This window comes from Alcanivorax borkumensis SK2, assembly GCF_000009365.1.
GTDB classification, from domain to species: domain Bacteria; phylum Pseudomonadota; class Gammaproteobacteria; order Pseudomonadales; family Alcanivoracaceae; genus Alcanivorax; species Alcanivorax borkumensis.
This window is the reverse complement of the sequence record NC_008260.1, coordinates 1,745,970-1,767,798: the sequence shown is the minus strand read 5'-3', so window position 1 is coordinate 1,767,798 and position 21,829 is coordinate 1,745,970. Positions and strand designations below refer to the sequence as shown.

Here is a 21,829-nt window from a genome sequence, read left to right as displayed (position 1 = left end):
TTTAGTCCAATAACGTCAGGGCGTTTTCCGGTGGGCGGCCGAGAACGGCCTGATCCCCTTTAACGACGATGGGGCGCTCAATCAGTTTTGGGTACTGAGTCATGGCGGTAATCACATTGTCATCGTTGCTCTGCGCGGTGAGTCCTGCGGTTTTGTAATCCGCCTCCTTGTTGCGTACCAGGTCATGGGCACGGGTGAATCCCAGCTTGGTGATGAGACTCTTCAGGGTGGCGGCATCGGGAATATCGTCCAGATACTTTACGATGATGGGGGTAATACCCCTTTCTTCCAGTAACGCCAGAGTCTGCCGCGATTTGGAGCAGCGTGGATTGTGGAAGATAGTGTAGTCGCTCATGAGATTGCATATCCTGTGTCGTAACGCTGTCATTGTAAGCTGCACAGGGGTGGTGGCAAGGGTAGGGTCAATGAGAAAGGATGCGAAGTGTATGGAGAATGAACAGCCGGTAATTCCAGTGCAGGCCCGATTCAATTCCATTAAGGCATTTTTTGTGCTGCTGGTGCGCCAGTTTAATGAAGATGGCTGCCGGCAGAGTGCTGCGGCGCTAACCTACACCACATTGTTTGCCATCGTTCCCGTGATGACGGTGAGTTTTGTGGTGCTTTCCTCCGTGCCCGCGCTGCAAGGCAAGAGCGCCCAACTCCAAGAGTGGGCGTTTGAGTATTTTGTTCCCTCGGCGGGCAACATGCTGCTCGATCACCTGCAGTCCTTCGCCAAACAGGCCACCAACCTCACCGTGCTGGGCATTGTGTTCTTGGTAGTGACGTCAGTTTTAATGCTAAGTACCGTCGAGCAAACCCTGAACCGTATATGGAAAGTGCAGACGCCGCGTAAAGGGTTGGTCAGCTTGTTGATGTATTGGGCTCTGTTGTCACTGGGCCCGATTTGCCTGGGTCTGGGTCTGGCGATCACTTCCTATCTCACCTCGCAGGCTATTTTCAGTGACACGGTCAGTTATCTGGGCGGGGTGCGATTGTGGCTGGCTGTGCTGCCGTTCCTGTTCACCACCGCCATGCTGACACTTATGTACACGGTGGTGCCCAACACCACGGTTCCGTTTCGCCAAGGCGTGTTAGGGGCGGCGATGGCGGCGCTATTGTTCGAATTGGCGAAAGGGGCCTTTACCTTTTTTATCAAACAGGCTCCCAGTTACCAGGTGGTGTATGGCGCCTTCGCTGCCGTGCCGGTATTTCTGCTGTGGATTTATATTTCCTGGACCATTGTGCTCGGTGGTGCGGAACTGGTGCGGGCATTAGTGGTGTTTCAGGAGCACCAGCGCCAGGTGCCACGCATGCATGCCCTAGTGCGTTTGCTTAATGTTTTCTGGCAGCGTCAACAGAGCGGCAAGGTGCTGCGCAGCAAAGAAATTCGTCAAGTGATGCAGGAATCGGGTATCAGCCAATGGGATGAATTTCGCAATCTATTAGTGAACGCAAATTTAATCCGACGCACTGACGAGGGCGGCTACATCCTCAGCCGCGATCTGCGTAATATATCGCTGGGCCAATTGGTAGCCATGCTGCCTTGGCCAGCGCATACCCAGCTAAGGGTTAGGCAACAGCCCGAGTCATTACCATGGGAGCAAGCATTAAAGTCACGCATGGATGAGGCCCGCGAAGGCATGATGGCGCCCTTGGATATTAGTCTGGATGCATTGTTCAGTGCTCCATCCGCAGAGAAAGAGCGGCACCCTGAGCAACAGGGCCGCAACGATTGACCACGGGGAGAACCATGACGACGAAGCATGTACTGGTGAGTGGCATTGTGCAGGGTGTAGGCTACCGGGCCTGGGCCCGGCAGGAAGCCACCCGTCGCAACCTCACGGGTTGGGTTCGTAACTGTGCTGATGGCCGGGTGGAGGCTCTGCTAGAGGGCGAAGCCGATGCAGTGGACGACATGCTCAATGCCATGCATCAAGGCCCGGCCTTGGCACAGGTGGACAGAATTCTGGTGGAAGAGGGCAATAATGATGACGATGGCCCCCGTTCCACGCACTTTGAGGTAACGTGATGAAACAGGTTGAGCTGGTCAATGGTGATCTGCGTTTTCCTGCCTTGATGGCCGGTAATGGCGAGCCGGTTATTTTGCTACACGGTTTTCCCGATACCTACGAAAACTGGGCGGTGCAGATTAATGCCTTGGCGGATGCGGGGTATACGGCTATCGCACCGGCTCTGCGCGGTTACTCCCCCGGCTGCCAGCCGGGCAATGGCGACTGTTCCCTGTATGCCGCTGTGGATGACCTGATGGTGTTTGCCGCCCAGTTAGGGGGGCGTGTGCATTTAATAGGCCATGACTGGGGCGCCGTGGTGGGTTATCTGGCCTGTGCTCAATCTCCGGAGACTTTCTGTTCGTTCAGTGCCTTGGCTATTCCGCCGGTCCGTCGCATTCCCCAAGCCCTGCTAAAGGTACCGGAACAGGTGTTATTGAGCGGCTACATGCAGTTTTTCCAGCTGCCGCTGGCACCGGAGGCCTGGCTCCAGCGAGGTGATCTGGATGGCGTGACAACGTTATGGCAACGCTGGTCGCCGGATTGGGAGCCGGGGCTTTATCTGGACAATGCCAAGCACACCTTGGCTGAACCGGGGGTAATTCCCGCTGCGTTGTCTTGGTATCGGTCATTATTCAAAGTGTGGAAAAAAGAACACCGTCAGGTTAGGGGTTGGTTAGGCTTGAATATCGCTACGCCTACCCAAATTTTAATCGGCGAAAACGATGGTTGCATGAGCCCCAAGCTGCTGGAACATACCCTTGTTGAAAGTGACTTCAGTGGCGGCGTGGAGCTTCAGGTACTGCCCAATGCCGGGCATTTTCTGCACCTGGAGCAGCCAGAAGCGGTCAATCACCATCTGATTCGGTTGCTTAATAATACCCAGTGCGAATGAAGACACTGCGTTAATGAGGCGAGTGGCAGGGGGGCGGCTAATCCTGGCGTTCCCACCGTTGATTTTCGCCCCCTTCATACTCTGCGCTATACTACGCGCCCCTATTTTCCCAGCAGGAGTAATCCCATGACGGTGATTCGCCAGGATGACCTGATTCAGAGCGTGGCAGATGCCTTGCAGTACATCTCTTACTACCACCCGGTGGATTTCATCCGCGCGGTGAAAGAAGCCTATGAAAAGGAAGAGAGCAAGGCAGCCAAGGACGCCATGGCGCAGATCCTGGTTAACTCCCGCATGGCGGCCATGGGCCGCCGGCCCATCTGCCAAGACACCGGTATCGTAACCGTGTTCGCCAAAGTGGGCATGAATGTCACTATCGAAGGCGACATGAGCCTGGATGACATGATTAACGAAGGGGTGCGCCGCGCCTACAACCATCCGGATAATGTCCTGCGTGCCTCGGTGCTGGCGGACCCGGACGGCAAACGCGCCAACACCAAGGACAACACCCCTGCGGTGATTAACTATTCCATCGTTCCCGGCGACACTCTGGAAATCGACGTGGCGGCCAAAGGTGGTGGTTCCGAAGCCAAATCCAAATTCGCCATGCTCAACCCGTCTGATTCCGTGGTGGACTGGGTGCTGGAACAGATTCCCAAGATGGGCGCCGGTTGGTGCCCGCCGGGCATGCTCGGTATTGGTATCGGCGGCACTGCCGAGAAAGCCATGCTGATCGCCAAAGAATCCCTCATGGACCCCATCGACATCCACGAGCTACAGGCCCGTGGTGCCCAAACCCGCTCTGAAGAGCTGCGCCTGGAACTGTTCGAAAAAGTGAATGCCCTCGGTGTGGGCGCCCAGGGCCTGGGTGGCTTGACCACCGTACTGGACGTGAAAGTGGTGGATTACCCCACCCATGCGGCCAACAAGCCTGTAGCCCTGATCCCTAACTGTGCGGCTACCCGCCACGCCCACTTCATTCTCGATGGCTCCGGCCCGGCAGACCTGAAAGCGCCGGATCTGGAAGAATGGCCGGACATCGCCTGGGGTAATGACGAAGGCGCCAAGCGCGTGAACCTGGACACGGTGACCCCGGAAGAAGTGCAGACCTGGGAACCGGGCGACACCTTGCTGCTGTCTGGCAAGCTGCTCACCGGCCGAGATGCCGCCCACAAGCGTATGGTGGACATGATTTCCAAAGGCGAAAAGCTGCCCGTGGACTTCACTAACCGCTTTATTTACTACGTAGGTCCGGTGGATCCGGTGGGTGATGAAGTGGTCGGGCCAGCAGGCCCTACCACCGCCACTCGCATGGACAAGTTCACCCGCACCATGCTGGAAGAAACCGGCCTGATCGGCATGGTGGGTAAAGCCGAACGTGGCGACACCGCTATCGAAGCCATCAAGGACAACAAGGCCGTATACCTCATGGCGGTGGGCGGCGCTGCCTACTTGGTCTCCAAAGCCATCCGCAAATCCCGCGTAGCGGCGTTTGAAGATCTGGGTATGGAAGCCATCTACGAATTCGAAGTGGAAGACATGCCCGTCACCGTGGCGGTAGATTCCACCGGCGAATCGGTACACAAAACCGGTCCGGTCATCTGGAAACAGAAGATCGCTGAAAAGAGCGCGTAGTACGTACTACACTCTCGACACAAAAAAGCCGCGCAACTGCGCGGTTTTTTTGTGGGCGAGCTTTCTGTACCGTTGTATTGGTTCAGGCAAAAGAAGAAGGCAAAATATTGAGTAATGCGCTAGCGGGGAAGCTTGTAACTAGCTGATTTATTGGTTTTTATCTTTCAATATTCGAATTTGAATAATGACACATTAAGCTGGCGTTTTCATTAAGGTAAGAAAGTAAAGATTTCATGGAAAGACAGGAAGTTTAATGACCAAATTGAAGAGGTCGAGGAAATCTATTTCACGAACAGCTCTAGTAAAGTCATAACAATTGAAAATGTAAATCTCACCTCTTACGGCACATCTAGGGATTTTCTAGATCAACCAGTATCTATTTCCCCCCCCCCTAGCCCTTCTACAAAACGAAGGCCTTTATCTCTTCTGCGTAACTGTATAGGGGGGAGAACGTCAGACTACTGACACTAAAGGTAAATGGCGTACAGTAGCAGGTCGTTCTTCGGGAAAAGAGAACCCCGTTTCAGCTCTTGGGCACTCCTCTTTGCAACAACAGGGTGCGCATAAATTAGACGATGCAAGAGATCAATGGGTCAGGCCTTACCCCGTGCTTTAGGGGGGCGATGGTAAGAGTTGGCCCCGATGATTCAATAGAGGGAGTCGTATCAATGAAATTCCTGATTTTTTTGGGCACGGTTCGTGATAGTAGTCCGCCTAAGCCTGCTCGCTTGGGAGAGAGGGTGGCGAAGGCCTGCCTTGAGTGCCTGAATGAGCGATGTGCGGGGCATGAGGTGGAGTTGATTGATGCGCTGGATTACCCCATGGAGGCGGTGTTTAAGCCGCATTTTTCTTACCTGAAGAGCAAGGCGCCGCCGGCACTCAATACGCTGGCCGAAAAAATAGCCTCTGCCGATGGTTATATCATGGTCAGCCCGGAATATAACCACTCCATGAGTCCAGCGTTGGCGAATTTGCTCAACCACTTTGGCAGTTCGCTCTTTTCCTATAAGCCCAGTGCAATCGTTACCTATTCAGCCGGCCAGTGGGGCGGAATGCGTGCGGCTGTCGGTATGCGTACATTTCTCTCGGAACTGGGCTGCCTTCCTGTTTCTGCGATGATTCATGTGCCGAAAGCACAAGACGTCTTCGCCGAAAATGGCGCGCTACAGGCGGGGGAGGATAAGGAATCCTGGTTCGATTATTTGGGTAGAACGTTCAATCAACTAATCTGGTGGGCTCAAGCCGCGAAAGCGTATGCTGATGAGGTCGATCCGCACAAGATGGTTCGGGATTTCAAAACAACGCCTTCCGAGCGAAATGCGCCCTAGTGTTTAGTCGGTAAAGTGGACTCAGGGCGTTGGAAAGCCACGAGTGATGAGTGAGGAGCTAACGGCTGCTCTTGCCCGTGCATCGAAAGCCTCTTCGGCAATGAGTAAAGCATGACAGAAATCACCTTCAGCCAAGACCAAAAAGCCCGCATGGTCAGCAAGATAAAAGCGTACTTTGAAGACGAACTCCAGCAGGAAATCGGCGGGTTCGAGGCGGAGTTCTTGATTGATTTTTTTGCCACGGAGCTGGGGCCGCATTTCTATAACCGTGGCCTTTTTGATGCCCAGCAGGTGCTGACCGAGAAGATGGATGAGGTGGGTTATGTGATGCAGGAGCTGGAGAAGCCAGAAGTGTAGGGCGATTGCGGCAGTGCCTTCGTTACGACGGTCAGCTTTGCTGTGGGTTAGGGAGGTATCAGCCAATCTCGGGAACTTTCCTTGCGAAGGCCCCTCCCACAACACAGGCTGGCCTTAAATTTGCTGGCTTGGCAGCACATGCATTGACTCCCCCCTGAGGTACCTTTTATGCCCCGATGCCGGTTAAAGACATTCCCCCTTTTTGTGGTCCTTTTCTTTCTTGGAGGCAACGCCATGGCTGACACGACCCCGCAAGGCGCTACGGTAGGCGGTGAACCGCCTAAGCCCAAGGTCATCATTTTTGATGTGAACGAAACCCTACTGGATTTGGAGTCCATGCGGTCTTCGGTGGGTGACGCGCTGGGTGGCAATGAAGAGCTGTTGCCGTTGTGGTTTTCGACCATGTTGCACAACTCCCTGGTTACCACGGTAACCGGGCAATACCACGACTTTGGCCAGATCGGCGTTGCCTCGCTGCTGATGGTGGCAGAGAACAACGATATTGCCTTGAGTGAAGAAAAGGCGGAGGACGCCATTGTGTCCACCATTCTCAGCCTGCCGCCGCATCCTGATGTGAAGCCGGGGCTGACGGCATTGAACGAGCAAGGCTTCAAGATCGTTAGCCTCACCAACTCGTCTAACAACGGGGTGAAGACTCAGTTTGAGAATGCGGGGCTGACGGACTTCTTTGATGCCCGCTATAGCATCGAGGACATCAAGGTGTACAAGCCGGACTTGCGCGCTTATGAGTGGGTACTTGAACAGTTGGGTGTGAAGCCAGAAGAAGCCTTGATGGTGGCGGCCCATGGCTGGGACGTGGCTGGCGCAAAAGAGGCAGGCTTGCAAACGGCTTTTGTGGATCGGCCGGGTAAAGCGCTGTATCCATTAGCCAAGAAGCCGGATTACGTGATCAAGGATCTTAGTGAGTTGGCCGATATTATGAATGCCAAATAAGCCAGGCCGGCGGCAGTATGCCGCTGGCGGCTAGTCCATCAGAAACCCCGGTTCGGGCCTTTGTTGTAGAGGGGCTCGGCTGGGGTTTTCTTTGCTTGGAGAAGGGGTAGCTCGTATTCGCGGTGGAGCCACCGCTCCTGCAAAACACACACATGCGCGTGCCTGCTTTTAAGAAAGGGGTCCGGGGAGCCCCGCCCCGTCCTTGGGGCGCGGAGATCAATCGGCAGGCTTTCCTGGGGTCACAGTAATGAAGGCCTGTGGGCTACCCGGACGCTCAATATACTGTTCATCCGTGCAGTGGTCAACGAAAGAGATGTAGGCGGTTGCTGGGCCTGCTCTTACGAGGTTTTGCTTACTGAACCAGTTCGCAGGCCATGTGGGAGTATTTCTTTTTCACCTGGCTACGACACACGTTGGCGCCGAAAGAGGGTATCTGATCGCAGGCTTTAAACGCGGCGTAACGCTTGGCGCATTGGGCGACAATATCATTCATGCCGTTCTGGCCCGCGGGGCCTGCTGGTGTATTGGCTGCGGCCGCGTTGGTACTGGCAACCGCGGGCCGGGCCGAGCCGGCTTGGGCTCTGGCGCTGGCATCAATCATGGCAGCGATAAGGCTAGAGGGCAGGCCGCCTTCCTTGAGCAAGGCGATTTCGTCACTGTTGAATACTTTGTAGGGCTGGTTGGCAGCGCGGATGCGTGAGGCCAGCAAGGGGTTGTCTTCGTCATGGGATAGTCGCAACACGTCGTAGACCTTCATGTCTTGCGGGCCGAGGAACCAGATGTCGTATTCATCGGGCAGATAAACGATGTAAGCGTTGTCTAAAGCAATATTGTCGCGATGGTAGGAGAGAGCATGGCTGCTGGGCGCCAATTCTGCCAGACGACGCAGGGTTTCCATACGGAAGAAGGAGTCCGGGTTATTTTTTAAATATTGGCGGTAGGCGTCTACGCTGCCCGCAGAGACTACGTTTTCATAGTCTGCCTGCTGTATTTGGATATATTGCTGCAGGGCTTGCTTGTGGCGATTGAGCTGGTCATCGGCCATGACTTTGTATTGTGTTTTACCCGGGCTGCCGAATATATAGGCGGTGGGTAGCATGGCGAGGGATGACCGATACGCAACAGGCTCTCGATTTTCAAATAGCACCTGGTTTCCGGCTTTCACTTCCATAACGGTTTCACCTTTGGTGTTAACCCAGGAAGGTAGGATGCCAAGCGTTAGAAGGTAGGCGAGGAGAGTTACTGAGCCGCTATCTTTGTTGTTGTCGTTACGGATGCTAACGGTGAGGTCTTGCCCTGATTTAGCAAACCAACGATTCACTTCCGCGGTGGCAACCTCGCTAGGGTATTGGCGAACGCTGGGTGAGGCATAGCCTCCGGGCAAGTTTAGATGGATATCTGCTTGGCCGGAGAAGCTGTTCAGTGCCTCAGGTGCCGGTGCTGGGCTGGCGAGTTGTCCTTGGTCCGGTATGTAGTGGGTGCCGGTGCAGCCGACGAGTTGTACGCAAAGCAATGCGGTCGACCAGAGTGCTACTCTGGCGCCTGAAATATAAAACATTCTGATATCCCCTTTCCCTCAGTTGTGTGCCGGGCCCCCGCCCGGTGCCTACCAATGGCATTCTGCCATTTGTAGGCGAAAAATATAGGATAATAATGTTGCCGCCTTGGAGGTGATGGCCATGTGCCATTTGCTCCTCACCGTGGGGTGTGCAGGGATATAAAAGGATATGAAGGGTAGAGAGGCTTGCCTGTCAGCGATCACCGATGGTGGTAATCGCTTGCAGGCAAGCTCCCGTGATGGGCGCCGGGGTTTTAGCCAGCTTTCAGTTTCGGTTTTACTGTAATCAGCAAAGCGGGTAGCAGGGTCAGGTTGCTAAGCAGGGCGACCAGCATCGCCAGGCCGGTGAGCAGGCCGAAGTAAACGGTGGGGTTGAAGCTGGATAGGGCCAGGATGGAGAAGCCGGCAATGATGGTAAGCGAAGTGTAGTACATGGCTTTGCCAATGGAGCCATGACAGCGCTTCATGGTGGCCACGTAGTCGTGGTCTTTTGGCAGCTCTTCATGGAAGCGATGAATGTAGTGAATGGTGTCATCCACGGCGATGCCAATGGAGATGGCGGTAATGGTAATGGTCATTAAATCCAGCGGCAGGCCGATCCAGCCCATCAAACCTAGCACCAGGGAGGCGGAGATCAGGCTGGGAACCATGCTGATCAGAGCCACGGGGAGGCTGCGGAACAGGAGTAATAGCATGAACAGGATAGCCGCAAAAACGTAACCCAACGTTTTAATCTGTGAGTCGAACAGGCTTTGCAGCATATTGTTGTAGAGCACCATGGCGCCTGTGAGGTGTACCTGTTCCGGCTGCAAGCCGAAGTTGTTTTCCAGATCGGAGCGGATTTTCGCCAACAATTCGTTGCGGTTCAGATTCTTGTCGGAATCGATCACCCGTATGCTAATGCGTACCTGGTTACCGTCGTCGGACAGGTAGGGTTTAACTAGCTGGCTGCGTAAGTCCTCCGGAATAAAACTGGCTAGCAGCATTAGCTGCACATAGCTGAGTGGGCGTCCATTGAGTTTTTCTGCTACCTCGTAGGTAGTAGCAATGGAGAGCACTTTGCCGGTTTCTGGTAGAGACTCTAGATAATTCTGAATATCTACTAGCTGACCCAGCCGGGCAGGGGTAAACCAGTAGGCTCCTTTGAGCGGGTTAGGTTTGGTTTTCTCTGGTGTAGAGGCGAAGGGGTCTGTGCCGGATTCGGTGGCAAAAGGATCGCTGTCGGCAAACGGATCGGCACTGTCTGTGGCGAACGGGTCTCTGTCTGCGAAGGGGTCTGTGTTATCCACCTCGTTAGCGCTATCAGATGCAAACGGGTCGCTGATCTCGTCGTCTACGCTGGCGCCATCCCAACCGGTGGCGGGTTGCCCCAGTGCGGCGTTCTGCGCCGCTGTGGTTTTGGGCGCATCGATAACGATATCCAGCGGAGTGGTGCCGCCTAGCTTGCGATCAATCTGCAGCATGCCCTGGTAAATTTCCGTGTCTTTCTGGAAGTAATCAATAAACCGGTTTTCCACGGTGAGGCGGCTTATTCCCCACAGGGAAGTGGCGATTACACCCAAGGCAAGCAATAGCAACAGCGGGCGGTGGCGTTCGGTAAAGCCGGCAAAGGCTAGGGTTAGCTCGCGGCTGATGTCACGGCCTTGTCGAGGGGTGCCGGCTGCCAGCGGTGCCAGCAGAGCTGGGAATACAAGAAAGCAGACGATTAGCGATATGCCCAGCCCCAGGGTCATCATCCAGCCGAAGTCAATCACCGGGCGAATGCCGCTGATCACCAGTGAGGAGAAGCCCACCATGGTGGTTAAGATCATATAAATGCTGGGGCGCATCATGTGAGCGGCGGTTTCGCGAATCAGCCATTTTTGGCTAGCCTGCGGATTTTCTTCGTGCAGCTCACGAAAGCGCACGGTGAGGTGAATGGTGATGGACATGGTGATGATCAGCAGCAAGGAAATATAGTTGCTACTGATGACGGACACTTTCCAGTCCACCCAGCCCAGCCAGCCAGTAACGGTCAGTACGGTGACGCCACAGCAGGCCAGCGGCACGATCACCCAACGGGGGCGGCGGAAGATCAGGAAGAGGGTAAGGATGAGGAAGACCAGTACACCAACGCCGAACACTTTTAAATCTGAACGAATAAAGCGCACTAAGTCGGTGGTAATCATGGGGACGCCACCGAGGAACAGGTTGGCCTCGTTCCGGTAGCCATCCATGATGTTGCGTACCTGGTCGATTTCACCGGCAGTGCGTTGCTGAATCTGGCTGCTGTAGTCGCTGAAGGCACGGCTGGCAGCTGCTAGCTCTTGCTGGCCTTGTTCATCCAGTGCGCCGTTGTCTTCCAGGTCACGCAGATCGTTGCGCTTGTAAAGCAGGTCGAAATATTTCTGATCCCGTTCGAAGCTCACCAGCAGGGCGGTGGTGTTGCCGTCATCGCTGACCAGCAGGTCTTCGTAGAGCGGGTTTTTATCGGTGAACTCTTTCTCAGCCAACGATAGGTCTACGCCTTCGCTAGTGAGGGTGCGATATTCATTGGCTAGGTCACTGAATTCCACCTGAGGGCTGAACAGCAAGGGCACATCCAACATGCTGTAGACCGAACTGACGCGGTTTACCTTTTTGAGAGCCTGCTGTAAGGATTGCAGGTGTTCCAAGCTGCTCTGCTCGAATAACGGTTTGTCTTTAGGGCTATAGGTAATGACGAGGAAATCACTGCCGCCATATTGTTTGGCGATTTTGCGGTAATACTGCAGTGCCGAGTCATTTTCCAACACCATGGAATCCGCTGACGCGTCGATCTTGAAATTGCGGGCTTGGGTTCCGGCAATGCCGCATATGAGCACCAGTAGCACTAGCCAGAAAACAGGGTGTGCCAGTACAGCCCGGCAATAGGCATTAAACAATCGATGGGTCATGGTGTGTCCGGTCAACGTTCAAGAGGTTGGCAAAAGCGCAGGCCTGATGCTCAAGTATCGGTATTCAAATATCGTACGGCGGGGAAAATCAGAACATAGCCGCGTATTCTGCTGCGAAGCGCGTATCGAAACGATGAATCAGTTTGCCGGCGGGCCAGGTCAGCAAGGTCATTAGGCCTTCGCTCCATTCTTCCTGGTGTACCCGACACCCGCCTTGTTCGTCGTCGATAAAAGTGAAGCGGTGGATGACGCGGGCAAAAGGTAGCTGCAGGCCCCAAGTGATGCGTTCGTTCTCTTTGTACTCCAGCACCTTCACTACCACAGGCGCGGGGGGCAGGCGAGGCAAGTCGGCCACAAACAGCAACAGGGCGCCGGGGCGCCAGCCGCCGTTGAGTAACCGAGCGTGGCGGACAACCGAGCACCAGCTTGACCAGTTTTCAGCATCAGCAAATAGTTTGAAAGCCTGTTTGCGCGAAGCGCGGGTGTCGGTGACTTCGTCGACCAGATAACGTTTTAGCATGTTCTATCCGTGTTTTTATTGGGTTAAGGCGCGTCTTGGTGAAGCGGGAGACACACGCTGCTGCGTACGCGTGCGAAATCCGATTGTTTCAAAGGCACTAGATTACGCACAGTAGGCATCAACCTCCAGTCGGTAAAATGGGTCAATTCAGTGAGGGAGTGTTGACCTGCCGGGGGCGGTTACCTAGTTTCGGATGATCGCTAGGAGTCAGCATGATAACAACATTGTTACCGGCGTCGATTCTGCCGGGGCTTCTTGAAGTCTCGTTACGTAACCAGCTGGATGTGCAGGCCCTGTTTGAACAGGTGGGCATTGATGCCGATATTGTCGGCCGCAGCGACCGATTCATCAGCTTGAGTCAGCTTGATGCGCTGCTCTATGCCGCTTTCACGGAAAGTGATGATCCTCTGTTCGGTTTGCATGTGGGGGCGGATAACCACTATGGCAACTTAGACCTGTTAGGCAACCTAATGGCGACTGCCAATACCCTGGAGCAGGGCATTGGCATGCTATTTCGCTACAAAGATTTGGTGGTTCCCTATCTGGATTTTGCACTCGATTTAGAGGGCAAGAGTGTCCGGGTGTCGGCGATCAGCAAAGATCCCACCCTGCGTTTTACCGCCACGCGGGCACATAACGAAGTGGTTGTGGCAACCATGTTGTCTATAGGGCGCTCACTGCTGGGCGCCGATATGCCGCTAACGAGTGCCAGTTTCTTGCATGGCCAGCCCTTGCCCGAAGAGCTGGAACGTTATGGTGCTTTTTTCCAGTGTCCGCTGCTGTTTTCTGCCGGGCAGAATGCCATCCAGTTTAGCGCCGAACTGCTTGGCTCGCCGTTGCCTCGTGCCTACCCGAAATACAATGAACGCTTACGCCGCTCTGCGGATCAGGTGTTAGCCGGCTTGTCTCGTGCGGCGGGCATGACTGGGCGGGTGGTGAAACAATTGGAACGGCTACTTTCCGAGCATGCGGTGAGTATGGAAGCGGTAGCTGATGCGTTGGCCGTGACACCAAGGACGCTTCAGCGCCGTCTTCAGGAAGAGGGTACACGGTTTGCGCAATTGCGTGATCAGGTCCGTCACCAACACGCCTGTAAAGCCCTGCGCCAACCACGCTGTAATATGCAGAGCCTGGCCATTGAGCTGGGGTTTTCCGATACCGCCAATTTTTACCATGCTTTTAAGCGCTGGCAGGGCTGTGCGCCAGGCCAATACCGTAAGAGATACAGTAACGACAGCGGTAAAGAAGCCCAAAAAGCGCAAACAGATGATTCCCTTTAAGGTTAAGCCTTTCCTTGAAATGGGTGTGGCATTTTGCCGCATTGGCATTTATGGCTTAGCTCGTATCCTTGCGCGGTTGATTCAATACTGGGGAAAGACCATGTCTCGTTTTGCCTATTCCGCTGTTGCGCTTTCGTTTCTTGCTGCCAGCCCCGTAGCGTTTGCTCATTATGAGGGTGCCCGGCCTGACAGCCATGCGCCGATTTCAGTCATGGGTGACCATACGCATAGTAAGGGCGAGTGGATGCTTTCGTACCGATATATGGGCATGGGAATGAGTGGCGCCAAATCCGGTAGCGACTCTCTCAGCACCGATGAGGCATTCGGGGAAATCCCGGGCATGGGCGCGATGAACATGAAGGCGTTGCCTTATGACATGACGATGCATATGCACATGCTTGGTGCCATGTACGCGCCTACTGATAACCTGACACTCATGGCGATGCTGCCTTATAGCACCAACGAGATGACCACCAAGACCCGCATGACCATGATGGGCACCACCACCCAGGACGAATTTGATACTGAAACTTCCGGAATTGGTGATGCCAGCATTGGTGGCCTTTATAAATTCTATGACGAAAACGGTTATCGCCTGCACCTGAACTTGATGCTGGGCCTGCCCACGGGTTCTATTGAGGAAGAAGATTACATCCCAATGGCGGGTCAGGATTTGCAGCTGCCTTACCCCATGCAACTGGGGTCTGGTAGCTATGAGATTCGCCCAGGCCTTACCCTAAACAAGCAATACGATAGTTGGAGCTGGGGTGCGCAGGTAAGCGCTAAAATTGCCTTGGACGAGAATGATCAGGACTATAAGCTGGGATCGCGTAAGTACTTGACTGCCTGGGCTGCCAAGCCTCTTTCTCCATGGGCGTCGGTGTCACTGGCTGCGTATAAAAGTTGGTGGACCGGCATTCATGGTGCCGCTAAGGACTTGACCATTTCGCCGATGATGAACCCAGCCGCAGACCCGGATGTCAAAGGTGGCCAGCGCCTGGAAATCGGTGTGGGCTTGAATCTGTTGGGTAAAAACGGCGCCTTGAAAGGCCACCGCTTAGCCATGGAGTACAAAGCTCCAGTGCATGAATCTCTGCATGGCCCCCAGATGGAAACGGATTACACTTTCACCGTGGGCTGGCAAAAAGCCTTCGGGGGGAAGTAGCCCTTGTACGGCTAAGAGAAGAGAGTAAAAATGGGCGAAGGCCCTCGTTTGCCACACTAAAAAAGCCGCTCCTGATTGGGAGCGGCTTTTTTAGTATCTGAAATGGTGCCGGAACGCGGAATCGAACCGCGGACCTACTGATTACGAATCAGTTGCTCTACCAACTGAGCTATCCCGGCGTGCCCATTTTGCAGGCGGGCGCTAGTTTATCAGGCCGCCCGCTGCAGGCAAGCAGGAATCACGTTTTACTGTTTGATGTCGGCCAGTTTGCGGGTGTGCCACTTTTGCATTCGCACCTCCATGCCACGGCAAATCTGGATGCGCTTTGAGCCTGAGGCCCGCTGCTCCGAGCGATGCCGCCGTTTCTATGAGGTACGAGGTGCGAGCTGCCCAGTTTTCAGTACTCTTGTATCCTGAAAAGCCTCTTTTGGCGAGGCTTAGGTGTACACCTTCAAAGGCGCCTTTGCGGCGCGGTGAGTTGGCCGACCGCGCCGCAAAGAGTAGCGCTCCTTTAACGAGACGTTACGCCTTGAATGTTAGGGAAGCAGAATTCAGACAGTAGCGCTGGCCAGTAGGTGGTGGGCCGTCAGGAAAGACGTGACCCTGGTGGCTGTCGCAGCGGGCGCAGCGGATTTCCACGCGGAGCATGCCGTGGCTGCGATCACTCAGTTCACGGATGTGTTCTGGATCATAGGGTTGGTAAAAGCTGGGCCAGCCGGTACCAGATTCGAACTTAGCATCGGAAGCGAATAGCGGCAGGTCACACAACTTGCAGTGATAAGTGCCGGCGTCTTTATTGTCCAGTAGCCCGCCACAAAATGGCGGTTCCGTGCCCTGATTGAGCAAGATATGGCGTTCTTCTTCGGTCAGCGTTTGTGCGCGGGCCTGCTTCTCTTCTTCGCTCAGGGGCGTCAGATCAAAGCCGCTGGCGGACAGTGCTTGGGTCATCAGGCACTCCCTTAGATTGGTCTCGTTAAGGTGTTCGTGTTTTCAGTTTGTCGGGGAAAGCATGAATCAGCTTTTCTACTTTGGGTTTGGCTACATGCGTAACGTAGCCTTGGGTTGGGTTTCGGCGGGCGAAATTCTGATGGTAGTCCTCGGCGGGAAAGAATGTTTCCAGAGGCTCCACGGTGGTGGCGATGGGCGCAATAAAAGCGCCGGCATTGTTTAGCTGTTCGATATAGGCCGTGGCTACGGTTTTCTCGGCGTTATCATGATAAAAAACCGCGGAGCGATACTGGGTGCCTCGATCGTTGCCCTGGCGGTCTTTGTGGGTAGGATCGTGGGCCACAGAAAAAAACACTTTCAGTAACTCGCCAAAGCTTATGACGGCGCTGTTGTATTCCACTTCAATGACTTCCGCATGGCCGGTGGTACCGGTGCAAACGGCTTCGTAATTGGCCTGAGCCGCATGGCCTCCTGCATAACCAGATACCACCGCATTGACTCCTTCCAGATTTAGATAGACCGCTTCAACACACCAGAAGCAGCCGCCAGCGAATACCGCTTTGGCGGTGCCATTGACGGGCAGATCTTCGATAGGGTCAGGGAAGTTTTCAGGGCGAATGGCCAGGGATGTGCCGGGAATTACTGCGTTCATGGTCCCTCCAGTAGGGAGTGTCACGCCAGCCGGGCTTGTGGACCGGCTGGCATGCTATCAGTGCGACTATCAGTGCAACTAGAGGAGCGGCGACAGGGATCAGTCCTGCTTAACCGCACCACTAGCAATCAAGCGGTCAATGTCACTGTCACTGAAACCGGCTTGGCTCAATACCGCGCGGCTGTCGGCCCCAGCGGTGGAGGCTGGTTTGACCTTGCCAGCAGCGGTGCGTGAGAAGCGCGGGGTCGGTGCCGGTTGTGCGGCGCCGTTGACGGTAACAAACGATTCTCTAGCCACGTTATGCGGATGCGAGGGCGCTTCTTCAAGGCTGAGTACCGGCGCAAAACACACATCGGTGCCTTCCATGAGGGCGGACCATTCGTCTCGGGTCTTTTGCTTGATGATAGCGGCGAGCTTTTGTTTCATTTCTGGCCACTTGGGAGGATTGATCTGGTGGCCAAAATCTTCGGGGGGCAGCTCAGCAAGCTGGCATAGTTGCGCATAGAACTGCGGCTCGATACTGCCGATGGAAACATACTTACCGTCGGCGGTTTCATACACTTCATAGAAATGGGCGCCAGAATCGAGCATGTGGGTGCCGCGATTGTCGGTAAACATGCCCTGGGATTTGAGTCCATAGAACATGGCCATGAGGGCGGCAGAGCCTTCCACCATGGATGAATCCACTACCTGACCTTTACCGCTACGCTGTGCTTCCAGTACAGCGCAGACCATGCCGAAGGCTAGCATCATACCGCCGCCGCCAAAATCGCCTACCAAGTTGAGCGGGATGGCGGGCTTTTCGCCTTCACGGCCCATGGCATGCAGGGCGCCGGACAGGGAGATGTAGTTCATGTCGTGGCCGGCGGCCTGGGCCAGGGGGCCGGTTTGGCCCCAGCCAGTCATGCGGCCGTAGACCAGCTTCGGGTTGCGCGCTAGGCATTGTTCCGGTCCTACTCCCAGGCGCTCAGTGACACCGGGGCGGAAGCCTTCGAACAGGCCATCGGCGGTCTCACATAGTTTGAGTACGGTTTCGATGCCTTCGGGGCTTTTCAAGTCTACGGCTAGATTTTGGCGATTACGAAAAAGGACGGTGTGGCCAATAGCGGAGTGAGGATTGCCGCCGGGACGGTCGATGCGGATGACGGTGGCGCCCATGTCGGCCAGCATCATGCCGCAGAAGGGGCCGGGGCCAATGCCGGCCAGTTCGATGAAAGTCAGTCCGTGGAGAGGGCCTGTCATAATGTTCATTTCCGTTGTCAGAGTCCGTTTTACCGTTCCCTGACAGACGTGGGTCAATCAGGGAACAAGAGCTTGTTCGCGCAAGGTGCGACGCAGGGCCGAGCATTGGCTTTTGGCAATGGCAACGGCGTTGCTGGCTTCGTGGGTGGTGGCGATACCTGTCCACAGAGGCTTGCCGTCGGCGTTAATCAGCTCAGCGCCATGTTGCCGCAGGGCTGTGGGCTCCTCGTCTTCGGCCAGTTCACCGCCAATGCCGACTTGCCAAGTTGGCTTCACGTCACCGGCAAATTGTCCCATGGGATTGAGCTGGTTGCCGACTGTCGGCGGTGCTGCGGCATCAATCAGCATGTGGGTAAGCTCAACCACAAGAATTCGGTCGACATCGTTTTCTTGCGCCCAGTCGAGGATGCTTTCTTTTCCGCCTTCATACCATAACGGTAATTCTTGGTGGCTGAGCAAAACGGTCAATGAATCACTTGAAAATATATCCTTGCAGGTCAATTCCCAAGTTTCACGGATGTTGCCTTCTGGCGTGTGGGCAACCAATAGCAAAGAGTCTTGCGGTGGGTGGCTGCCGCCGTCGGTGTAGCGGGTTTCTACCTCAGTGGTGCTGGCACAACCGGCAACGAGTAGGGCAGGTAAAGCGGGTAGGAGGTATCGGAAAAGCGGTCGCATGAAAATCTCCGGCGGCGAATACGGTGCCTTCAATGGCTTGGCTCCAGTGTAGCAGCGCCAAGGGGCCGGCACATCAATTGGTGCACAATCTCTTGCCATGTTGGAGTGGTGTGTTTGCTGCTATAAGGCGCCATCTTCCATTGCTTCGGGGCCGCAGGGGGGGGGGGCGTTTGGAACGACGCCAAACAGGGGCTCTGGTGATTTTTTCTGAGTGTCTTAGTGCGAGCGTGGTGTGTATTCATCTTGTTCTGCTCTGACTTTCTCTATTTTGTCATTTGCGGTGGCCATGATGAGCCCACTGAACAATGACAGAAAAGCTGTATGCGTTGGGCTTTCCTGGTTCCTTTATGAAAATGCTGATGCAAAAATAGTGAGAGCACGCTGGGCTATAGGGCGTGTCGTCAAAGGTTTCCGGCGGTTGGATGTGCTAGTTCAGATATCTGCTGGTCAGTCAGGCATGCCACTATGACGCGTGACATATAATGGCTGCTGGCTAGTCCAGCTGCGGGCATGCGTGCCGAGCGTAGCTAATAGTGGCTAGGCTTTAGAGTGTTGGTTAAAGTGGATAAGGGGTGACGCTGGGTGCGCGTGAGGCGCTGGATGTATCAAGGAATAAGAGTATCTGCCGGCTTTTATGATACGCCGAAAAAATGATTTGCATGCAGGCAAAATGGTACTATAGCTTTCTTCCTATTTGCATAATAGCCAGTATAATAATGTGACCTAGTTTACATACCCAAGGGGGGTGTCGTGAAAGGAAGCCTACATACTTCACTATTAGTGGCAGGTGTCGCATTAGCGACGCAAGGTTATGCAGCAGACGAAACGGCGACAAAGCAATATCTTGCGCCGATGGTGCATTACCTTGAGCTTGATGAAGACAGGGATTTGTCCAGCAAGGGGTTGGGAGCGGGCTTGATTTATGGCCGTCAGCTGTCCGACCACTGGTGGTGGGAAACTGAGGGCGCGGGCTACGGCTTGGATTCAGGGGTGGCAGGCGCTGCTGATTACTATCAGTACACAGTAAGCACCGGCTTAGCCTACGCTTTTGGCGATCGCGAAGAAGAGTTTACCCCGTTCGTACTGGCTCAGGTCGGTGGCATCTATAATGATGTGGTGCCAGATGACGATGACGGCGTTGATTTTCATGCCAATGTGGGGCTGGGTGCTGTCACCGGTCCGATGTTTGATAACGGCTTGAAAATGCGTGCTGAAGCTCGGTACATGTATGACGATTTCGACGGTATTACGGGCACTATCTCAGAAGATGAGGGCGGTTTTAACGACTGGCGCTTCTCTCTTGGCTTGGAAATGCCCCTCGGTCGCACTAAGACCGTAGAAGTAGAAAAAATCGTCTATGAAACCCGTGAAGTAGAAAAAATCGTTGAAGTTAGTGCGCCAGATAGCGATGGGGACGGAATCCCTGACGATCGCGATCAGTGCCCGAATACGATTCAGGGTGGCAAGGTTGATGGCGAAGGCTGTTTGCTAACCAACCAGACCATTACCTTCAATAACATCGGTTTTGAACTGGATTCTGCCAATATTACAGCGAGCTCCCGTCCGATTTTGGATCGTCTTGTAAAAGCGCTTAAGTCACAGACCAACTTTGATGTTGAAATCGCAGGCCATACCGACTCTAGCGGTAGTGCCGAGTACAATGAAGGTTTATCTGATCGTCGTGCTAAGGCTGTACGCCAGTACTTGATCGATCAGGGTATTAGTTCAGAACGCCTTACCGCTCGTGGGTATGGTGAAGTGGTTCCGGTTGCCAGTAATGAAACTGCATCTGGGCGTGCGATGAACCGTCGTGTTGAATTTCGTGTTAGTGAACAATAGGGGATAGGGATACTATGAACTCTTTAATGAAAGTTTTATTAAGCATTATGATAGCGGCCACTCTTGGGATGGGGTTGGCTGGTTGTGAAGCCGATGGCGATAGCGATAGCAGTGGCGGAGGTGGTAACGCAGTAGGTAATATTGCGGACCAAGATGCTGATGGCGTGCCTGATAGCGTGGATAATTGCCCCGCAAACTCAAATGCCATGCAGGAAGATCTCGATGGCGATGGCATCGGCGATGTTTGCGACGATGATCGTGACGGTGATGGCGTAGATAATGATGCCGACAACTGCCCGCTGCTAGCGAATGATTCTCAGGAAGACGCTGATGGTGATGGTGTTGGTGACGCCTGTGATATGGATAACGATCAGGACAAAGACGGCACCGATGACGGCGTAGATAATTGCCCAGCGACCTTCAACCCAGAACAGGGTGATGTGGATGGCGACGGCAAAGGCGACGTTTGTGACGACGACTCAGATGGCGATGGCGTTGATGATGCCAACGACAACTGTGCATTCACCGCTAACAACGACCAAGCTGATACAGATACAGATGGTGTTGGCGATGTGTGCGAAGACGATCGTGATGGCGACACCGTGTTAGATGATGTCGATAACTGCTTGAGCCTGCCTAACACTGACCAGTCTGATATTGACCTGGATACTGTTGGCGATGTATGCGATGAAGATCGTGATGGTGATGGCGTCGATAACGATGGCACCGATAGCAGCGATAACTGTCCTGATACTGCCAATAACGACCAGCTTGACCTAGATGGCGACGGTATTGGTAATGTTTGTGACGATGACTTTGATGGTGAAGTCGATCTGACCGACACCGATGGTGATGGCGTCATTGACAGCGAAGACAACTGCCCAGAAATTGCTAACGAAGATCAAGCAGACGACGATGGCGATGGCATCGGTAATGTTTGTGACGACAACGGCTTCACCTGTTCAGCTGACAGCACTTTTAAGCAGTTGACCAGCGCTGATTACACGGCAGAAGGCGACTCCTTGGGCGGTTTGTTTGAGTTTGGTGTTTGCTTGGGCTGTTCTGTGGAAAATGCCGACTCTGTGATTGATGGAAGTAATGCCTCTTATGCACAGGTTAACTTGGGCCTGGCATTAGGTGGATTGCTTAGCAACACCAGACACAGTGGCGCGTATGTAGCGGTTGATGCCAAGGATCCAGCTAACGACATTTCAGAAACCATTGTTGGGTTTGTAGTTAGCGATCCGGCTGCTTCATTGGTGAGCTTGGAACTGCTAGGCGACTTCGTTTCCATTCTGTTTATTAATGACGGCGAAATCGTGCATGAAGTTAAAAGAATTGAAGCGCATTTGCTGGGTCTAAGCTTGCTAGGCTTGGGTGCTAACACAGATCAGCGCTTTATTGCTGCACTAGCGCCTAGCGACGTGTCTTTTGACTCCATCCAGTTGAACTATGGTGGTGTTTTGAATCTCAATAAAACCTTGCGTGTTCATGACGTGTGTGTTGGTTCGCCTTCATTCTAGTCTGGACGTAAGTGAGATATAGTTCGATTTAAGTAAAAGCTCGTCTCTGCGCCTTAGAAATGAGGCGCAGAGAAAAAGCCTGAATCAAGCGGGTTGCAATGCTTCTGAAATGAATGCGTTGCAACCCAAGTGATTCGGGCTTTTTTTTTGCTCCACATTTCTATTGAAATAGCGTCTTTTCCCTTCCTGTTAATTACCCGCCCCTTCTGTGGCTGGGCTTTCGCCCTAGTGCTAGATGTTTGCCTTTGCTGCCAGAAAATGCCACTTGATAGGTTTTTCGAGATCTTGAGTCGGCAGTTCTTCCTAAAGAGTATTGCCCTATATTCATAGGCTG

The 21,829-nt window shown here is 54.0% G+C and carries 19 protein-coding genes and 1 tRNA gene; 11 read left to right on the top strand and 9 right to left on the bottom strand.

Going from position 1 to position 21,829, the window contains the following annotated elements; translation table 11 throughout:
* Nucleotide 1 precedes the first annotated feature (1 nt).
* Nucleotides 2-355, bottom strand: coding sequence for an arsenate reductase (glutaredoxin) (arsC, locus tag ABO_RS08010; RefSeq protein WP_011588825.1), 354 nt, complete (start codon nucleotides 353-355; stop codon nucleotides 2-4).
* A gap of 91 nt (nucleotides 356-446) precedes the next feature.
* Between arsC and ABO_RS08005 the strand changes: the two genes are divergently transcribed.
* The 7 genes from ABO_RS08005 to ABO_RS07975 all read left to right on the top strand — a co-directional run bounded on the left by ABO_RS08005 (nucleotide 447) and on the right by ABO_RS07975 (nucleotide 7,178).
* Nucleotides 447-1,736 (top strand): YihY family inner membrane protein, encoded by a 1,290-nt coding sequence (locus ABO_RS08005; protein ID WP_041704962.1) that lies wholly within the window; start codon nucleotides 447-449, stop codon nucleotides 1,734-1,736.
* Between the two features lie 14 nt (nucleotides 1,737-1,750).
* Complete coding sequence (locus ABO_RS08000; RefSeq protein WP_011588823.1) at nucleotides 1,751-2,029, top strand: acylphosphatase; 279 nt, start codon at nucleotides 1,751-1,753, stop codon at nucleotides 2,027-2,029.
* Nucleotides 2,029-2,904 carry an alpha/beta fold hydrolase gene (locus ABO_RS07995; RefSeq protein WP_035460300.1) on the top strand — a complete coding sequence of 292 codons (876 nt, stop codon included), beginning with the start codon at nucleotides 2,029-2,031 and terminating at the stop codon, nucleotides 2,902-2,904. The genes ABO_RS08000 and ABO_RS07995 overlap by 1 nt, the downstream gene beginning before the upstream one ends.
* 126 nt (nucleotides 2,905-3,030) lie before the next feature.
* Complete coding sequence (locus ABO_RS07990) at nucleotides 3,031-4,539, top strand: fumarate hydratase (RefSeq protein WP_011588821.1); 1,509 nt, start codon at nucleotides 3,031-3,033, stop codon at nucleotides 4,537-4,539.
* Nucleotides 4,540-5,207: 668 nt separating this feature from the next.
* On the top strand, nucleotides 5,208-5,867 hold the full coding sequence (locus ABO_RS07985; RefSeq protein ID WP_035460301.1) for an NADPH-dependent FMN reductase: 660 nt from the start codon (nucleotides 5,208-5,210) through the stop codon (nucleotides 5,865-5,867).
* 111 nt (nucleotides 5,868-5,978) lie between these two features.
* Nucleotides 5,979-6,224, top strand: a complete 246-nt coding sequence (locus ABO_RS07980) for a DUF2164 domain-containing protein (protein ID WP_011588819.1) — start codon at nucleotides 5,979-5,981, stop codon at nucleotides 6,222-6,224.
* A gap of 234 nt (nucleotides 6,225-6,458) precedes the next feature.
* A complete protein-coding gene (locus tag ABO_RS07975) occupies nucleotides 6,459-7,178 on the top strand; it encodes a haloacid dehalogenase type II (RefSeq protein ID WP_050731510.1) in 720 nt (239 codons plus the stop codon).
* 352 nt (nucleotides 7,179-7,530) lie between these two features.
* On the opposite strand, the gene ABO_RS07970 is transcribed toward ABO_RS07975, so the two are convergent.
* From ABO_RS07970 to ABO_RS07960, 3 genes are all read right to left on the bottom strand, one after another.
* A complete protein-coding gene (locus ABO_RS07970; protein ID WP_011588817.1) occupies nucleotides 7,531-8,736 on the bottom strand; it encodes a hypothetical protein in 1,206 nt (401 codons plus the stop codon).
* A gap of 254 nt (nucleotides 8,737-8,990) precedes the next feature.
* Nucleotides 8,991-11,651, bottom strand: coding sequence for an efflux RND transporter permease subunit (locus ABO_RS07965; protein WP_011588816.1), 2,661 nt, complete (start codon nucleotides 11,649-11,651; stop codon nucleotides 8,991-8,993).
* An 88-nt stretch (nucleotides 11,652-11,739) separates the two neighbouring features.
* Nucleotides 11,740-12,171 (bottom strand): SRPBCC domain-containing protein, encoded by a 432-nt coding sequence (locus tag ABO_RS07960; protein WP_011588815.1) that lies wholly within the window; start codon nucleotides 12,169-12,171, stop codon nucleotides 11,740-11,742.
* A 212-nt stretch (nucleotides 12,172-12,383) separates the two neighbouring features.
* Between ABO_RS07960 and ABO_RS07955 the strand changes: the two genes are divergently transcribed.
* Complete coding sequence (locus ABO_RS07955) at nucleotides 12,384-13,451, top strand: AraC family transcriptional regulator (RefSeq protein ID WP_011588814.1); 1,068 nt, start codon at nucleotides 12,384-12,386, stop codon at nucleotides 13,449-13,451.
* A gap of 100 nt (nucleotides 13,452-13,551) precedes the next feature.
* Nucleotides 13,552-14,616 carry a transporter gene (locus ABO_RS07950; RefSeq protein ID WP_041705402.1) on the top strand — a complete coding sequence of 355 codons (1,065 nt, stop codon included), beginning with the start codon at nucleotides 13,552-13,554 and terminating at the stop codon, nucleotides 14,614-14,616.
* 103 nt (nucleotides 14,617-14,719) lie between these two features.
* On the opposite strand, the gene ABO_RS07945 is transcribed toward ABO_RS07950, so the two are convergent.
* From ABO_RS07945 to ABO_RS07925, 5 genes are all read right to left on the bottom strand, one after another.
* A tRNA-Thr gene (locus tag ABO_RS07945) sits at nucleotides 14,720-14,795 on the bottom strand.
* A gap of 343 nt (nucleotides 14,796-15,138) precedes the next feature.
* A complete protein-coding gene (gene msrB, locus ABO_RS07940) occupies nucleotides 15,139-15,564 on the bottom strand; it encodes a peptide-methionine (R)-S-oxide reductase MsrB (RefSeq protein ID WP_011588812.1) in 426 nt (141 codons plus the stop codon).
* Between the two features lie 25 nt (nucleotides 15,565-15,589).
* Nucleotides 15,590-16,216, bottom strand: a complete 627-nt coding sequence (gene msrA, locus ABO_RS07935; protein WP_011588811.1) for a peptide-methionine (S)-S-oxide reductase MsrA — start codon at nucleotides 16,214-16,216, stop codon at nucleotides 15,590-15,592.
* 99 nt (nucleotides 16,217-16,315) lie between these two features.
* Nucleotides 16,316-17,467 (bottom strand): CaiB/BaiF CoA transferase family protein, encoded by a 1,152-nt coding sequence (locus tag ABO_RS07930; protein WP_011588810.1) that lies wholly within the window; start codon nucleotides 17,465-17,467, stop codon nucleotides 16,316-16,318.
* A 48-nt stretch (nucleotides 17,468-17,515) separates the two neighbouring features.
* Entirely contained in the window at nucleotides 17,516-18,133 is a 618-nt protein-coding gene (locus tag ABO_RS07925) for a hypothetical protein (RefSeq protein WP_011588809.1), read from the bottom strand.
* A 750-nt stretch (nucleotides 18,134-18,883) separates the two neighbouring features.
* Between ABO_RS07925 and ABO_RS07920 the strand changes: the two genes are divergently transcribed.
* Entirely contained in the window at nucleotides 18,884-19,972 is a 1,089-nt protein-coding gene (locus ABO_RS07920) for an OmpA family protein (RefSeq protein WP_011588808.1), read from the top strand.
* A gap of 26 nt (nucleotides 19,973-19,998) precedes the next feature.
* Nucleotides 19,999-21,495, top strand: coding sequence for a thrombospondin type 3 repeat-containing protein (locus ABO_RS07915; RefSeq protein ID WP_231483458.1), 1,497 nt, complete (start codon nucleotides 19,999-20,001; stop codon nucleotides 21,493-21,495).
* Nucleotides 21,496-21,829: the final 334 nt, after the last annotated feature.

What these genes read in the sequence shown, in the direction of transcription:
- ABO_RS07955 (WP_011588814.1), top strand. Translation starts at nt 12,384, where the DNA reads ATGATAACAACATTGTTACCGGCGTCGATTCTGCCGGGGCTTCTTGAA.
- ABO_RS07915 (WP_231483458.1), top strand. Translation starts at nt 19,999, where the DNA reads ATGAAAGTTTTATTAAGCATTATGATAGCGGCCACTCTTGGGATGGGG.
- ABO_RS07950 (WP_041705402.1), top strand. Translation starts at nt 13,552, where the DNA reads ATGTCTCGTTTTGCCTATTCCGCTGTTGCGCTTTCGTTTCTTGCTGCC.
- msrA (WP_011588811.1), bottom strand. Translation starts at nt 16,216, where the DNA reads ATGAACGCAGTAATTCCCGGCACATCCCTGGCCATTCGCCCTGAAAAC.
- arsC (WP_011588825.1), bottom strand. Translation starts at nt 355, where the DNA reads ATGAGCGACTACACTATCTTCCACAATCCACGCTGCTCCAAATCGCGG.
- ABO_RS07965 (WP_011588816.1), bottom strand. Translation starts at nt 11,651, where the DNA reads ATGACCCATCGATTGTTTAATGCCTATTGCCGGGCTGTACTGGCACAC.
- ABO_RS07995 (WP_035460300.1), top strand. Translation starts at nt 2,029, where the DNA reads ATGAAACAGGTTGAGCTGGTCAATGGTGATCTGCGTTTTCCTGCCTTG.
- ABO_RS07985 (WP_035460301.1), top strand. Translation starts at nt 5,208, where the DNA reads ATGAAATTCCTGATTTTTTTGGGCACGGTTCGTGATAGTAGTCCGCCT.
- ABO_RS08005 (WP_041704962.1), top strand. Translation starts at nt 447, where the DNA reads ATGGAGAATGAACAGCCGGTAATTCCAGTGCAGGCCCGATTCAATTCC.
- msrB (WP_011588812.1), bottom strand. Translation starts at nt 15,564, where the DNA reads ATGACCCAAGCACTGTCCGCCAGCGGCTTTGATCTGACGCCCCTGAGC.
- ABO_RS07930 (WP_011588810.1), bottom strand. Translation starts at nt 17,467, where the DNA reads ATGAACATTATGACAGGCCCTCTCCACGGACTGACTTTCATCGAACTG.
- ABO_RS07925 (WP_011588809.1), bottom strand. Translation starts at nt 18,133, where the DNA reads ATGCGACCGCTTTTCCGATACCTCCTACCCGCTTTACCTGCCCTACTC.
- ABO_RS07975 (WP_050731510.1), top strand. Translation starts at nt 6,459, where the DNA reads ATGGCTGACACGACCCCGCAAGGCGCTACGGTAGGCGGTGAACCGCCT.
- ABO_RS07980 (WP_011588819.1), top strand. Translation starts at nt 5,979, where the DNA reads ATGACAGAAATCACCTTCAGCCAAGACCAAAAAGCCCGCATGGTCAGC.
- ABO_RS07960 (WP_011588815.1), bottom strand. Translation starts at nt 12,171, where the DNA reads ATGCTAAAACGTTATCTGGTCGACGAAGTCACCGACACCCGCGCTTCG.
- ABO_RS07990 (WP_011588821.1), top strand. Translation starts at nt 3,031, where the DNA reads ATGACGGTGATTCGCCAGGATGACCTGATTCAGAGCGTGGCAGATGCC.
- ABO_RS08000 (WP_011588823.1), top strand. Translation starts at nt 1,751, where the DNA reads ATGACGACGAAGCATGTACTGGTGAGTGGCATTGTGCAGGGTGTAGGC.
- ABO_RS07970 (WP_011588817.1), bottom strand. Translation starts at nt 8,736, where the DNA reads ATGTTTTATATTTCAGGCGCCAGAGTAGCACTCTGGTCGACCGCATTG.